Annotated in this window: 17 protein-coding genes; 4 read left to right on the forward strand and 13 right to left on the reverse strand. The window is 27.8% G+C overall.

Annotation, left to right across the window (positions count from 1 at the left end; all coding sequences use genetic code 11):
- Positions 1 to 27 precede the first annotated feature (27 nt).
- The 8 genes from ACYUEX_RS06370 to ACYUEX_RS06405 all read right to left on the reverse strand — a co-directional run bounded on the left by ACYUEX_RS06370 (position 28) and on the right by ACYUEX_RS06405 (position 6577).
- Complete coding sequence (locus ACYUEX_RS06370; RefSeq protein ID WP_460287118.1) at positions 28 to 1407, reverse strand: PTS ascorbate transporter subunit IIC; 1380 nt, start codon at positions 1405 to 1407, stop codon at positions 28 to 30.
- 23 nt (positions 1408 to 1430) lie between these two features.
- Complete coding sequence (locus ACYUEX_RS06375) at positions 1431 to 1715, reverse strand: PTS sugar transporter subunit IIB (RefSeq protein ID WP_460287120.1); 285 nt, start codon at positions 1713 to 1715, stop codon at positions 1431 to 1433.
- A 15-nt stretch (positions 1716 to 1730) separates the two neighbouring features.
- Positions 1731 to 2189 (reverse strand): PTS sugar transporter subunit IIA, encoded by a 459-nt coding sequence (locus tag ACYUEX_RS06380; RefSeq protein WP_460287122.1) that lies wholly within the window; start codon positions 2187 to 2189, stop codon positions 1731 to 1733.
- A 16-nt stretch (positions 2190 to 2205) separates the two neighbouring features.
- Positions 2206 to 2919, reverse strand: a complete 714-nt coding sequence (locus ACYUEX_RS06385; RefSeq protein ID WP_460287124.1) for a transaldolase — start codon at positions 2917 to 2919, stop codon at positions 2206 to 2208.
- A 582-nt stretch (positions 2920 to 3501) separates the two neighbouring features.
- Positions 3502 to 4557 carry a hypothetical protein gene (locus ACYUEX_RS06390; RefSeq protein ID WP_460287126.1) on the reverse strand — a complete coding sequence of 352 codons (1056 nt, stop codon included), beginning with the start codon at positions 4555 to 4557 and terminating at the stop codon, positions 3502 to 3504.
- Between the two features lie 259 nt (positions 4558 to 4816).
- Positions 4817 to 5506, reverse strand: coding sequence for a dual OB domain-containing protein (locus tag ACYUEX_RS06395; RefSeq protein WP_460287127.1), 690 nt, complete (start codon positions 5504 to 5506; stop codon positions 4817 to 4819).
- Between the two features lie 10 nt (positions 5507 to 5516).
- Positions 5517 to 5969: a DUF488 domain-containing protein gene (locus ACYUEX_RS06400; protein ID WP_460287128.1), complete on the reverse strand. Its 453-nt coding sequence runs from the start codon at positions 5967 to 5969 to the stop codon at positions 5517 to 5519.
- Positions 5966 to 6577 carry a DUF488 domain-containing protein gene (locus tag ACYUEX_RS06405; protein ID WP_460287129.1) on the reverse strand — a complete coding sequence of 204 codons (612 nt, stop codon included), beginning with the start codon at positions 6575 to 6577 and terminating at the stop codon, positions 5966 to 5968. The genes ACYUEX_RS06400 and ACYUEX_RS06405 overlap by 4 nt, the downstream gene beginning before the upstream one ends.
- Positions 6578 to 6962: 385 nt before the next feature.
- Between ACYUEX_RS06405 and ACYUEX_RS06410 the strand changes: the two genes are divergently transcribed.
- The 4 genes from ACYUEX_RS06410 (at position 6963) to ACYUEX_RS06425 (ending at position 9434) form a co-directional block, all read left to right on the forward strand.
- A complete protein-coding gene (locus ACYUEX_RS06410) occupies positions 6963 to 7193 on the forward strand; it encodes a hypothetical protein (RefSeq protein WP_460287130.1) in 231 nt (76 codons plus the stop codon).
- Positions 7194 to 7510: 317 nt separating this feature from the next.
- Positions 7511 to 7645, forward strand: a complete 135-nt coding sequence (locus tag ACYUEX_RS06415; RefSeq protein ID WP_460287131.1) for a hypothetical protein — start codon at positions 7511 to 7513, stop codon at positions 7643 to 7645.
- Between the two features lie 177 nt (positions 7646 to 7822).
- The gene (locus ACYUEX_RS06420) at positions 7823 to 8245 is read left to right on the forward strand and encodes a hypothetical protein (protein ID WP_460287132.1); all 423 of its coding nucleotides are present in this window, start codon (positions 7823 to 7825) and stop codon (positions 8243 to 8245) included.
- Between the two features lie 118 nt (positions 8246 to 8363).
- Positions 8364 to 9434, forward strand: coding sequence for a hypothetical protein (locus ACYUEX_RS06425; RefSeq protein ID WP_460287133.1), 1071 nt, complete (start codon positions 8364 to 8366; stop codon positions 9432 to 9434).
- Between the two features lie 70 nt (positions 9435 to 9504).
- Here ACYUEX_RS06425 and ACYUEX_RS06430 read toward each other — a convergent pair whose 3' ends face one another.
- The 5 genes from ACYUEX_RS06430 to ACYUEX_RS06450 form a co-directional block, all read right to left on the reverse strand.
- A complete protein-coding gene (locus ACYUEX_RS06430; protein WP_460287134.1) occupies positions 9505 to 9891 on the reverse strand; it encodes a hypothetical protein in 387 nt (128 codons plus the stop codon).
- A 14-nt stretch (positions 9892 to 9905) separates the two neighbouring features.
- Positions 9906 to 10361, reverse strand: coding sequence for a DUF5677 domain-containing protein (locus ACYUEX_RS06435; protein ID WP_460287135.1), 456 nt, complete (start codon positions 10359 to 10361; stop codon positions 9906 to 9908).
- 117 nt (positions 10362 to 10478) lie between these two features.
- Positions 10479 to 11930: a protein kinase domain-containing protein gene (locus tag ACYUEX_RS06440; protein ID WP_460287136.1), complete on the reverse strand. Its 1452-nt coding sequence runs from the start codon at positions 11928 to 11930 to the stop codon at positions 10479 to 10481.
- 1 nt (position 11931) lies between these two features.
- Positions 11932 to 12573, reverse strand: a complete 642-nt coding sequence (locus ACYUEX_RS06445; RefSeq protein WP_460287138.1) for a hypothetical protein — start codon at positions 12571 to 12573, stop codon at positions 11932 to 11934.
- A complete protein-coding gene (locus tag ACYUEX_RS06450) occupies positions 12566 to 14251 on the reverse strand; it encodes a helicase HerA domain-containing protein (RefSeq protein WP_460287139.1) in 1686 nt (561 codons plus the stop codon). The genes ACYUEX_RS06445 and ACYUEX_RS06450 overlap by 8 nt, the downstream gene beginning before the upstream one ends.
- Positions 14252 to 14255 lie beyond the last annotated feature (4 nt).

The raw sequence follows: 14255 nt of genomic DNA on the forward strand, positions 1-14255 counted from the left end.
TTGCCTTGCTTAAGCATTGTTCTTTATCTATACAGATTCACCATCATCTGTAACATTGTTTATTACTTTTGTTTTAGTTTTCATAAAGTTTGGAACTATAACTGCAATTATTAAAACCCCTAATAAAGCAATTACTCCAATAGAGCCTAACCATGTGTATAACTTACCTATAGCAATTCCTATTACACCAAAGTCAAAGTCTCCAAATGTAGTGTTTTGGAATCCTAATTGACCAAGTACAGGAAGCAATAAAGCTGGAATAAATGTAATTAATAATCCATTTACAAAAGCTCCAACTACAGCTCCTCTCTTGCCACCTGTTGCATTACCATATATACCTGCTGTTGCTCCACAGAAGAAATGAGGTACTAGCCCTGGAATAATTAAAACTCCACCTGCTACTCCTAAAAGTAACATTCCAATTACACCACCTATAAAGCTAGCTACAAATCCAATAACTACTGCTGTTGGAGCATATGTGAAGAATACTGCACAGTCAACTGCAGGAATTGCATCTGGTATAACCTTTGTTGCAATACCTTGGAATGCTGGTAATAAATCTCCTAAGATCATTCTAACACCTGCATAAACTATTGTAACCCCTACTGCAAATTTCATTGCTGACATAAGTGCAAATAAAATCATGTTTTGACCACCAGATAAAGTAGATACAAATTCTGAACCTGAAGCTATAGCTGCAACTAAATAGAAAACCATCATTGTTAAAGCTGTTGATATTGTAGTATCTCTTAAGAAACTCCACTTTTCAGGTATGTCCATTTTTTCTGTACTATTTTCTGGCTTACCTACTTTTCCACCTATCCAAGCAGAAATATAATAAGCTAAGCTACCAAAGTGACCCATTGCAACATCATCACCATCTGTAACCTTTAAAGTATATTTTTGTCCTATTGCTGGTAAAATTGAACTTACTAAACCTAAGAATGCTCCACCTATTAATATTAATGTCCAACTTTCAAATCCAGCAGTTTGTAATACTGCAGATAATAAACATGCCATAAAGAAACTATGATGACCAGTTAAGAATATATATTTAAACTTAGTAAATCTAGCTATTAAAAGGTTTACAATTAATCCTGTAATAAGTATTGACATAGTTTCAACACCAAGAACTTTTTGAGCCACTGAAACTATAGCCTCATTATTTGGTATAACTCCACTAATATTAAATCCTTTTTGAATCATTTCTCCTAATGGATTTAAGTTAGATACAATAAAATCTGCTCCTGCTCCTAACATTAAATAACCAAGTATAGGTTTTAATGTTCCTGTCATAACCTTGTGAGCTGGTCTTCTTAAAGCTATTAAACCTACAAATGCCATTAAACCCATTAATAATGCTGGTTCTTTTAAAATATCTTTAAAAAATGATAATATAATTTCCATAATACCCTCACTCCCTTAATAAATTATTTATTTAATTCTTCATATTTATTCTTTATCTTATCAAGTACGTCTTCTTTAATTTTCTTTTTATTAATGTAACTTCTAACAATAAGTGTTTTATCTTTATTAAAATTTGGTGCAAGTTCTTTTACAGTAACAAATAAGTCACAACTTTTTCCTCCTGCTGCACCTACATCACAAGATTCTACTTCTGCTTTTATCCCCTCCTCATCACATATTTCTTGTATTTTCATAGCTAACATCAAACTGCTTCCTATCCCATTTCCACAAACAGTAATTATCTTCATAAAAAATACCTCCTTTTATTTGTTCTTCATATAACTTTCAATAATTAAATTTCTAAGATCTTTATCTGACTTACAGTTATCAAGTTTATTTATTAAATCTTCATCATCTAAAACATTACTTAAATCTTTAAGTAGTTCTATATGAACCTTACTTTCAGATGCACATAAGGCTATAACTAGCTTAACAGGATCAAAATCATCACTACCAAAATTAACTGGTTTTTCAAGAGATATAATTGCTAATCCAATATCCTTTGCTCCATCCTCTGGTCTTGCATGAGGCATAGCTATACCTGGTGCCATAACAATATAAGGTCCCATAGATTCTACAGTTTTAACCATAGCATCTATATATGACTTTTCAACTTTATTATTTATATATAAAAGTTCACCTGCTTTTCTTACTGCATCTTCCCAATTACTAGCTTTAATATTAACTTTAACTAAATCTTCTGTTAATAGTTTTTTTATCATGTCTTTTACCTCACTACTATAAAATTGAAAAACCTAAACTATTTGCATCTTTAAAAAAGTCCTTTACTGTATCTATTGAATACTCAGTTAAATCCTTTCCTAATAAATTTGATTTATTTAAAATGCTATTTTGAACTGTGATAATATGACAGCCTAAATTGTCTGCTTCAATGATATTGTATAATTCTCTACAGCTTGCCCATAATATTTCAACATTTGAATAATCCTTTGCTAGGTTAATAGCTTCAGTAATAATACTACTTGGATTTACCCCTGCATCAGCAATTCTTCCTGCAAAAATTGATATTATAGCTGTACTATCCTTTTCTAAACAATCTAAAACTTCCTTTACTTGCTTAGTAGTAAAAATTGCAGTAATATTTAACTTAACCTTATCTTTTGATAGTTCTTTTAGTATATCTTCATTAAAATCACCCTTAGTATTTACAACAGGAATTTTAACATAAACGTTTTCACCCCAGGTGTAAAGTTCCCTTGCTTCATTTATAATAGATTCTTTATCATCACTAAATACTTCAAAGGATATTGGCATATCTTTAATATTTCTTAAAACCTCTTTTCCAAACTCTTTATAATCTTTAACTCCTGCAGCTCTCATTAAGGATGGATTAGTAGTAAAACCACTAACAATTCCTTTATTATACTCATTTAACATAGAATTTAAATCAGCTCCATCTGCATAAATCTTAACCTTTAAACCTTTAATCATTTTGTTCTCCCCCTTTATTGTTTTTCTTAGGCATCTTCAAAAAATAAATAAGTCAGAATGCTCGTCTATTTTGTGTTATACTGCGTCAACAGAACCCTTAGATAGTGCTACTATCTGCGGAACCTGTTTCCTTGTCTAACTCAAAATATACTTCCCATCTTTGACTTATTATTTATTTTCAGATGCCTTAATATAATGATATATTTAATTTATGAATTAAAGAATATCTATTTGTTTCCCTTTGATTGGGAAATGAAAAATGGACATATGTAAGTTTGCTTATTCCATTGATCTGCTCTAAGTCAACGAAAACTTACATATGTCCATATACAAACTGAAGGTAAGGAAAGTATAAAACAGACCTACTTTTCCTCATTGAATTACTAAAAGCTTTGTATAATTATATTTTCAAAACTTTCAACTTTTATACTTTTCTGGATACTAAAAAAGGATGTACACGTTATTCATAACCTTTTCTTCATTATTAACTAAAGCTACTAAGCTTCATTTATAGATCCAAAATTAGCTTTTATAATTAATAAATGATTTTATAGCGTGAACAAAGTTAAAGGAGTTATATATTTAATATAATTTCTTATTAATTGTATTCACATAGTCTTCGTAAAGCTTTGTAAATGCAATAATTCCTATAGATTTTGCTGTATCTTCATCATAATATTCCTTTAGTGCTTCTACTTTATCAATTTCTATTTCATATTGAATAGTAATTATTTTACTTTGAAAATATCCCTTATGTTCTTTAATAAATTTTATGAGTTCTGTAATTAATTTTTCTTGATCTAATTCAAAGTTAGTTTTATCACCATAATAACGTACTTCAACAATACAATCTCCGAATCTATGTTTTGTGTGATTTAATAAATTCCATCTTATAAATGAGTTGTTCTTTACTCTGTTATATATCATGAAATCATTAATAAATAAGTCAACTCCAGAAACTTCTCCATCTAGTGCTTTAAATAAATCTACCTCATAATTTTCTAACAATTTACCTGAAGCTACCTTTTGTCCAATAATATCATTAGCCTTTACAATTTCACTGTTAACTTTAAGTATTAACTCATTTTTTTGTATAAATTTACTAAATATCCTTCCTAATTTATTGATAGTAATTTTTATATTATTCTCATTATCTATTTCATCCTTTACCCTTTTATCTAAATCACTAATATTAATTTTTGTTCCTTCAATCATATTGCTATTAAATTCTATCTCTTTATAATCTGAATATAGCTCTACACTATCAATTTTTAAATCTAAAATAAACTCTTTCGAACAAATTTCATTGTTTGAAAAAATCTTTATTTCATTTCCTAATTCAAATAAAGATTTTTTAATTCCTAAACATGAAATTTCTTCTCCAATATTTAATCCAAATCTAAAAATCTCTTTATCTGTTAGTATTGGATCAACCCCTCCACTATTATCAGTTATTTCTATTAAATCTCCAAACATTTGTATTCTTACTTCGCATGGGTTATCCTTAGTTGATAAAAACCTTCTAGCAATAATTGAATTTTCTACAAATCTACTTAAGGATTCAGCTAAATCTTTTCTATCCGAAAGAACTTTTTTAAGAAAATTTTTATCAATAATTACTTTATTATAATTTTTCATACTCCCTCTCTCAATAAGTAATTTACAATTACTATATTTAATAGGAAATTAATTTGTTACTATTTCTTTGTTTTGTAAGTCAAATTAAAATAAACTTGTTTTCGAGTTAAAAGTATAATAAAATACCCTTTGTCCATTATGTACAAAGGGTATTTTTTAATGATATTTCGTCCATTTAGTTTTACGTTTTTTGTACATTTCGTCCATTATTTCTGTTTGGTGATGACTCATTGATGATACTTCTGATGACTCATGTAAATTAAAATGCAAATGGATTTTCTCCCCAATAGTTAATCTCTTCTTCAATAATATTGGCTACTAACTTATAATGTTTTCCATAATATTCTGGTGCCAAACTCATTATTAAAATTGCATCATTTAATATAAGTGGTCTAGGTGAAGAATCTATAACTCTTTGATAATATTTCTCCGTTAGATTATGATCTGTAATTTTAATGAACCTATATTCATTTTCTAGATGAATAAAATTTGCAGTTAGTCTTCCTTCATTGAATTTATCAGCCCATAATTTTAATTCACTTACTCTGAACATAATTAAAGAATATTTTTGTAATTGACTTTGTAAATCTTTTTCATCAATTGAATTTGAGTTATTATAAAAAATATAATCTTGATTCATTAAATATTTACTTATCTCTTTTTTATTAGAAACTCCTATTTTTTTCATATAATAACCATCATCTATTATATAGTTTTCAGGTTGTTCTATACAGTTTTGTCTACCTTTTAACCTTACCTTAACAACGTCCATTACGTCTACATAACTTCGCTCATCTTCATAAATTAAATCATTGTCATGTAACGCAAAGTGTGATGCACAATCTTCTGATACTAATCTAATAAACTTTCCATTTCCCTTATCAATTCCTGCTACGCAATATCCCCCATTTTTATCTGACTTAGTTAAAATTATAACCTCTTTCTCCATATTCATCCCCCTAAATATGAACTATCTCAATATCCTCATCCTTTAGTATATCTTTTATATATTCTGCAACTAATCTTCTGTGGCAATGTTCAGCTGTATCTTCGCTACATAAAAAACAAATCTTATCTAATTTATCTTTTAAATTATTTTTAATATAACTTTCTAACTTTCTTGCCTTAAGTAATTTTCCGAACTTTTCCTCATAGTTTTCCCAACTAATCTTCTTCTTTTTATAATCATCTAATATCTCTTTTGTTGGACTAAATTCAATATTATGAATATAGTTTATTGACAATATCCTTCTCAAAAAAAATTCCATATCTTTTCCTTTTGAGAAACCTGCCAACTGTGTTGAATTATTTAATCTTACATCAAATACTGTTTCAACATTATTTTCTTCTAACAATTCAAAAAAACGTTCAGCAGATTTTTTAGTAAAACCTATGGTGTAAATAGTTATCATTCCTCATCACCTCCAATTGAATATCCAATTTCTTTATTTCTTTTTCTATATGATTCCTCTATCATTTGTTCATCTGTTAAATTATTTGCAGTATCAAATGATATTTGCAATCTATTAGGAAAATACTTAGCCAAAAGCCTATCCTCTATTTTCTCTTGGCTCTGAATTTCTTTATTAGGCAATATATGATTTATTTTGAACCCATTATCTTTTAACCCTTTACTAACCATTATAGTTCTATGACAATCAAATGGGTCTTTCTCTGTACACATTAACGTTATGCTAAATCCTTTATTACAGCCTTGTTTTATTCTTTCAATCCCTTTTAAAAATTCTGCATCTTTCCTTGTCTTTTCAAAATCTAAGTATCCATCAGTCGTATACAGTTCTTTATTATTTCTTCTAGCACCAAATTCATTTCCCATTTTTAAGTAATAAATTCCTCGCTTATTCAATTCTGCTTTTATATTATTTTCATTAAATTGAGGTGTATATTTGGAAAATGGAGTTGATCTAACATCTACTACACAATTAATATTATAATTTCTTATCAATGCCACAAACTCTTCAATAGAGTGATTTGTATGACCTATTGTATAAATCTCCATATAGTCCTCCTAAATTAACATTTCTAGTATTATTCTACCATATTTTATAAGTTATTTTCTAATCTTTTCATAAATATTCAAATTATTATTCTCAAATGGTTTCTAAGACATCTATATTAAGTCTAGCAAGTTTTATCTTAATTAAAATCGGTTCATTACTAATATGGGTATAAAATAAGGCACAAACAAGAAGATCTTTTACTATAAGGAAAGTGATTACTGAAACGACTTTTTTCTCTGAAACCACTTTTATATTAACCTTTATAGAAATTCCAAATAATAATTTGATTTTACATCAATAATTATTTATATTGCATTAAAGGTAAATATAAATCACAATACATGTTGCTAACTACATTTACCTATATAAAAATTGAAAGGAATTATGTTTATGAGAATTGAAGAAAACTACATTTATTTTAATAAAGGAGATAACAAAATTGTAATTAATGATAAGAAGATTACTATACCTACCTATATTAACAATGCTAGAAGTAGGTATCGCTTTAACACTACTAATAACGTGATAGAGAAACAATGTAGTAAATATTTAACATTTTATGATGTTTTGAAGTCAACTGATAATGAATTTACCGATATCCATAAGGAAGAATAAATTTATTTAAATAGCCAAAAATCTGGTTTTGCAAGTTCTTGTAATAAATGTAAGAGTCAAGTTACATCCTCTACTTCTAAAAAAGATACTTATCCTACATCAGAAGAATCTTTAAACCTTAAGATACCTTTATCCCTTAAAAGAACTTACCAACATGCTGCAATTGATTATAACTGCACTTTAAAGGATTTAGTTATTAAAGCATTATAAGAATATAGAAAATTTCTTTAAAAACTCCAACTTTTGGAGTTCTTTATTTGATTTAAACTAACTAAATTTACTATAATGCAACAAATATAATTAAGGAGGCATTTCATATGAATGTAAAGAAGGTATTACTAGAATACAAAAACATATTTGATCAATCTAATAATATTGGGTATATCACTAATTTAACTAGAACTTTAGATGTTGTAGGCGATGAATTAGAAAAACTACTTAGTGTAAAATAAAATTTTCTAGAGGTAAAGGACATAATTTTCACAATGACAACCTATCCTGTATTTATTCATTGTGCTAAATTATACAAGTAACATTACAAGGATTACTTCTATGAATTTGACTTAAAACTATTTAACAAGATACAGAAATTTATAATCTCTCAAAAGATTTACTATAACAGCAATGATTTGTTTGAAGCAATCTGCGACTATAGTCTTCGTGAAATATGTGATATTACACATGAAGATAATTTTTACAATAACAAAATAGTCGCTATGTATCATTACTCACAAGAGAGTATATTAGAAATAGATTCCCTTGCTACAAAGTATGTAAATATATATTTTGATGAGATAAATATATTTAAATCATTAACATCAGAGTCACTAATAAAAGACTTTTATGATTTATATCTAGATAATAAGACTTATCACTTTAGGGTAAGATTAATAAATGAATTATACTTATATCTTAATAGTGAATATAAAAAAGAAATTAAAAGAATTATAGATATCGGGTTAAATAGTAGTAATTTTCTTATTACTGATCTACGAGAAGAATTTGAATATCTTGATCTTGCATTCAAATACAAAAACAAAGGTATTAAATGAAAAATTGCATCAGCGTCAGCTGGTGCATTTTTTATTTAAAAAGTTCTCTAAAAATTTGAAAACCTTCTTTCTACTGGTTATATTGTTTCAAATTAAAAGAAGAAAGGAGGTTTTATACATGGATACAATTAAAGCATTAATAAATATTTTCATTGATTATGATTACTTTAATAACAATCCTTATTTTACTAGAGGTAATAACAATGCCTCACTTGGAGTATTTTACTATGCTAGTATAGATAACCTAAATATCATTTATTTTGCTACTAGAGGCTTTTTACAAGTTTCAGCTTCTATTACTAAGTTTTTATATGATAATAATCATACTACACTTAATATTGAACATCTATCTCACTTTTTTAAAAAAGTTAACTTAATAATTAAATTTCTTTTAAGAGGCTACTCTATACCAAAGTTTCAATCCTGGAATTTAACTAGGTTAGACTTAGCAGCAAACTATATATGTTCATCTATGGCAGACAAGGCTGCTTATATTGAGTATTTAAAAACTCTTAAATATTCTAGGGCTGAAAAAACTAATTATGACACAAGTATACACGCTCATAATAAAAGTTTTTGCTATAACTTCTATGATAAAAATGAAGAGGCTAGAAAGCATAATATCTCTATAAATGATAATATTCTTAGAATTGAATTTCAGTTAAAAAACCCTTACTTATATAGAAATTTAAAGAATATTAAAACAGTAGGCAGTATTTTGAGTGACCAAAATTTGCTTAATAATCTTTTTAAAAGTAAACTAGATACTATTGGATTAACCATTAGACCAACAACTACAAACTCTACAATCAATTCAATAACTACTTTAACTAAGGAGCATAAAATAACTACTTTACTTTCTAAAAACATTATGACTTTTTTAAATTGTAATTTAGAAAGGTCCATTTCTTCTGCAACATTATATAGATACAAGAATATTCTTAAAGAATTTGGACTTAATATTAATTCTCTTCCGTCTAAAATATATAAGTATATAGATTTTAACAACTTCCAACTATTCACTACTGAATATACTAACTCATTATCACTAGCACTAACTTTAAAATATTTAAGACTGCTACTATTATTATTAGAAGAATTTATAATAACCACTAATTATAATATTACATTGCCAAATTACTATATATGTAAACCAAACATAAGTATTGATTTCTTAGATGATAGTTGATTCCTAATAACATCCTCTTCTTCCTTCTAAGTTTAAAATTTAATAATCCTATCTAGAGTATTTTTAGTTGCTACTTTTTTAAAGTTTCTCTATTTATACTCTTTTTGTGCTTTCTAATTTCTTTATTAATTCTGTTTTTCATTATTTTCAGTGCAAATGTTAATGTTTCTATATAATTTTGAATTCCATCATGACATGAGTTTTCAATATTTTCATATTCATTAATAAGAATATCTGATGCTTTTTTTATAACTAATAATTCTTTAAAATATAATTTTCTACCTTTATCTCTATAATTATCTCCATCATAATAATATTTTCCCCAAACAATAATCATATTTAATAACTTCAAGTATATATATAACGCTATTGAAGTAACTATATTATTATCTACATAACAATTTGTATTATAAAAACCACCTCCATCAATATAATCCCATTGTGTAATCAGGTCCACATGAACATAAGCACTTAAATACTATAGACTATGCTTAAATAATCATCACCTTCATTTACTTCTTTTAATCTACTTAAACCCATACAGCCTTTACTTTTATTCTTGTTATATCTAATCTTATTATCTTCTATGTATATATGTTCCAATCTCCAATTTAGAGAATTGTAATATAGTTCTTTACTAATGATAGGATCTCTCCTATAAGCCTTTGCTATTTCATAACTTTCTAATAACGTTCTTGCTAATATAAAACTGCCATAAAAATCATTATTCTTTAGTAGTAATGAAATAGACTTTAAGATGCTTGTACCTTTAGTAAATATAAATTTATCAAAGTTCCTATTAAGATCTTCTGTATTTAGGTCACTGACTAAAATATCCGCAAAAAACCTTTCTTCTATTAGTTCATTAGCAAAGGTTATTAATTCATCAAACAACTCATTAACTTCTACTTCTATTGTATCTAGCATAAGACATCCCCTCTCATGGTTTTATCTTAACGTAAAGGTAATATATGTGTCTGCCATAAAAGTTAAAAAAGCATGGATCATGTTCCATACTTTTCACAACTAAATTCAATACTTTTATTATAAATAGCCTAAGTACCTTGAATATTCATCTATTCTTTTACTAATTACTTCATCGCTAGGATCTAACTTTAGTGCATAATTAAAGAATGCTCTCGCTTTCTTATATTCTTTTATCTGATCATAGGCGTGTCCTAATTTCTTCACAATATAAAGCATACCGGGACTCTCTTTATTAATTCCTTCTAGAATATTTATTGCCTCTTCTTGTTCATTATTCAAGCCATATGAACAAGCAAGTTTATATCTATAGTCTAAGTTTTGCTTATTTTTATTATATAATTCTTTAAAACATCCTATACTTTCCTCATATCTTTTTAATTCAAATAACACCTTAGCCTTTAAATATGTTAAGTCTTCCTTGAAGTTTTCTCTCCTTATATCTTCAACACCATTGCTATTAATCTTTTCTATAGTTTCAAGGCTATCAAAGAATCTATCTTGTCTAAAATAAGTGTAAGCAATATGGTAAATTACATCTTGTGATGTGTTTCCATTATCATATTCATTTTTAAGTATTAACTCTGCTTCTGTAAACTTCTTTTCTTTATACAATCCAATTACATTTTCCATCCAATTTATATCTTCTAATAAAATTTGGAATTTATTGTTGTGAACTATCATACTATTATTTTCATTGAATATGTTTTTTAAATCCTTTTTAACTTCACTTACAGATTGGTATCTTTCACTTGGATCTCTTTTTAATAACTTTAAAATTACTGACTCTACTGCTAGTGAAATATTTTCATTTATTTCTCTAGGTTTTGGATAAGGCACATTATTTATTAGTTGATTAGCAGTTTCATGTGGTGTTCTACCAGTTAAAAACTTATATAATAACACTCCTAATGCATAAATATCAGAATTTAAGTACCTTTGATTAGATCCTGCTACTTCTGGGGCCATATACGCCCATGTACCACCACCATCAATAGTTTTAATAAATAAATCCTCTATTAACTTACTTGTACCAAAGTCAGTTATTTTAGCAATTTTACCATCAGTTAAAATATTCTGTGGTTTAATATCTCCATGACATATATTTTTTGAATGAATATATTCAACCCCATCAAGTATTTGGATAAATAAGTTGTATATTTCTTCAAAAGTCCTAGGGCTCCTAAAGCCTGATTCGCATAATTCATCTGATAATTTATGTCCTTTAAAATATTCCATTTCTATTACAAATAAACCATCTATCCTATCCATCCACTTTATCTTAACAACATTTTTATGGCAACTTCCTATAAATTCTTTTCCCTCTGATAAAGTATTATCTCCTCGTTCTTGATTTTTTGGTATTTTTAATGCAACAATTTCATTATCTTCAAAATTTATTGCTTTCCATACAATTCCAAAAGATCCCTCATCTATAAACTCTTGTAAAATATATTTACCTCCAATATTAGCATCAACATGAGGTTGAAAGTTTACTGCTTTTCTTTTCATACTATCCCACCTCTACCCACTGATTAAATCTAAGATTTTCACTTGTTCCATTAGCAACAGCCCTGTACACTAAATAAGAAGTCTTTATTCCATTTATCCCTGGTACATAATCGCCATTACTTTTTCTAAATCCATTATCTAAAATAGAAATACATTCATCAATATATTTAGGGTTTTCAGTTGAATAACTCCAATATACAAATAGTATTATTAGTACAGTACCGCCTAGTTGATGATATGCAATAAGTAAATTTTCAATCTTTTCTTTAATTTTCAAATCTTTTCTTTTACCTTTTTCATATCTTTCAAATTCACATATTAATAATGGCTCATTGTTTTCCTTTGAGAACCAAACAGAATCTGGTCTTACTTCACTAAACTTCTCACCATAAACTGCTGATTCTTCTGCAACAACTAAACTATAATTATTATAATATTTATACGGATATACTGGGCATTCTGAAATTGCAGAAATACCCTCTATTTGCCTTCCTATTGCTGTAATGTAGTTTAAACCCAAAGAATGCACTGTTTCTGAATAATCTCTTACACCAAACTTAGTCATCATAGGAAACATATTCTCTCTAATATTCCCATTCTTAAATTCTTCCTTAATAAAAATAATAATATCATTCTTATTCATCAAAAGAACCCCATTCTCTAATAACTTCCGGTGACTCTCCCCCATGTAGCAATGCTTTAGTTCCCACCTTTACAAGAAGAGGTGCTGGAATCGATCTACCACAAATAAGTGCTTCACCTGTAGACAATGATGGTAATTCATCAATATCTGATTTCGAAAACATATCTGATGTTTTAGCAATAAATCTTTGATCATCAGGATTTTTCAATCTCATAGTAATTATTGTATTACATTGAGATGTTACATCTGGATCAAGTTTAGATGGTCTTTGTGATATTATTGCAAACCCAGTCCCAAATTTTCTACCTTCTGCTGCAATCTTTTTAATTATCTTTTTTGAAATACATGGCACTCCTGCTGGTGCAAAGTTATGTCCCTCTTCATAAACTAAGAAACATGGTCTAGTCTGTCTTTTTTTATCTGCTGCTGCTCTCATAACATCACTAGATATTAATGCTGTAATAATTTGTTTTGCATCATCAGATAGTCCTTGTAAATCTATAATTACAAGTCTTCCTACGTTATTTCCTTTTTCCCCAACCATTTTATAAATATCTGTAGGTTCTCCTATCGCTCTAGTATAAAAACTTTTCGCCTCATTAATAACCCTTGTTAATTTCATCGATGCTACAGCCGCACTTCTATTATTTAATGCTTTTGCTTCACCTTCTGTTAAGTTGTCCCAATTCCTCAATTCCTCTAATCCACGTTCTTCAGATAGTAAATATGTTAAATCTTGAATATCTCTAGGTGGATTGCTATACTTTGCTTTCCAATACCTTATGGCTACATCCAAAACTCTGGATTGCGCCTCTGTCAATCCTGGTAAAATGGATGACAAATCATCCATATCAAATCTATCAAATTGGAGTGCCAGATGATTATTTTTACCGCTATACTTATAATCAAAAGTATCTAGTTGTGGAGTGTAAACTTTAATTCCACCATCTGCTTGTAGTAATTTTACAAATCGTTCTTGAATATTTTCAAGACTCTTTATTTCATTTTTATCTTCAATAAAACTAAGATCCTCATTGAAATGTATAGAACCTTTTTCAAAAGCCTTACCATATTCACCGTGAACATCAAAAACTATAACTGTTCCATTCATTTCTGCTACAAGTCTTTCAATTATTCTACCAACTGTATAAGACTTTCCTGAACCAGTCATTGCTAAAACTGCAAGATGCTCTGTTACTAATTTATTAACATCAAGATATACTGGAACTATATCGCTCCCCCTATCATATCCTATTAAGTTTCCAATATTTAAACTAGTATTCTCATCAAACTTATAAAATTTAGCAAGGAATTCATAGTCTACACCATATACTTTCTCTCCTGGATTTAAAGGTCTTCTAGGAATTTTAATTTGTCCATTATTATCTCTATAACCAACAAGTTCAATAGTTCCAAATAATGTTTCACCAGTAACACTTGCACCTGGTAATATTTCAAGACTTGTTAATCCTTCTCCCATATTAGAGTTATATAAAATATTATTTCTAGTAATTGATACTATTCTTCCTAATACAAAAGTTTCTCCCTCTTCTTCAACTTCAATATGCCTTATTTTTACAAATTCTCCTCTTTTGGCTGAAAAACTATTTTCTAACACCAATTTCAAATCATTTGGATTACCTGTATTTCCAATAAGTTTTCCTATATACTTATCCAAATTT

Source organism: Clostridium sp. CTA-7 (genome assembly GCF_054768095.1).

What these genes read in the sequence shown, in the direction of transcription:
- ACYUEX_RS06370 (WP_460287118.1), bottom strand. Translation starts at nt 1,407, where the DNA reads ATGGAAATTATATTATCATTTTTTAAAGATATTTTAAAAGAACCAGCA.
- ACYUEX_RS06375 (WP_460287120.1), bottom strand. Translation starts at nt 1,715, where the DNA reads ATGAAGATAATTACTGTTTGTGGAAATGGGATAGGAAGCAGTTTGATG.
- ACYUEX_RS06380 (WP_460287122.1), bottom strand. Translation starts at nt 2,189, where the DNA reads ATGATAAAAAAACTATTAACAGAAGATTTAGTTAAAGTTAATATTAAA.
- ACYUEX_RS06385 (WP_460287124.1), bottom strand. Translation starts at nt 2,919, where the DNA reads ATGATTAAAGGTTTAAAGGTTAAGATTTATGCAGATGGAGCTGATTTA.
- ACYUEX_RS06390 (WP_460287126.1), bottom strand. Translation starts at nt 4,557, where the DNA reads ATGAAAAATTATAATAAAGTAATTATTGATAAAAATTTTCTTAAAAAA.
- ACYUEX_RS06395 (WP_460287127.1), bottom strand. Translation starts at nt 5,506, where the DNA reads ATGGAGAAAGAGGTTATAATTTTAACTAAGTCAGATAAAAATGGGGGA.
- ACYUEX_RS06400 (WP_460287128.1), bottom strand. Translation starts at nt 5,969, where the DNA reads ATGATAACTATTTACACCATAGGTTTTACTAAAAAATCTGCTGAACGT.
- ACYUEX_RS06405 (WP_460287129.1), bottom strand. Translation starts at nt 6,577, where the DNA reads ATGGAGATTTATACAATAGGTCATACAAATCACTCTATTGAAGAGTTT.
- ACYUEX_RS06410 (WP_460287130.1), top strand. Translation starts at nt 6,963, where the DNA reads ATGTTTATGAGAATTGAAGAAAACTACATTTATTTTAATAAAGGAGAT.
- ACYUEX_RS06415 (WP_460287131.1), top strand. Translation starts at nt 7,511, where the DNA reads ATGAATGTAAAGAAGGTATTACTAGAATACAAAAACATATTTGATCAA.
- ACYUEX_RS06425 (WP_460287133.1), top strand. Translation starts at nt 8,364, where the DNA reads ATGGATACAATTAAAGCATTAATAAATATTTTCATTGATTATGATTAC.
- ACYUEX_RS06435 (WP_460287135.1), bottom strand. Translation starts at nt 10,361, where the DNA reads ATGCTAGATACAATAGAAGTAGAAGTTAATGAGTTGTTTGATGAATTA.
- ACYUEX_RS06440 (WP_460287136.1), bottom strand. Translation starts at nt 11,930, where the DNA reads ATGAAAAGAAAAGCAGTAAACTTTCAACCTCATGTTGATGCTAATATT.
- ACYUEX_RS06445 (WP_460287138.1), bottom strand. Translation starts at nt 12,573, where the DNA reads ATGAATAAGAATGATATTATTATTTTTATTAAGGAAGAATTTAAGAAT.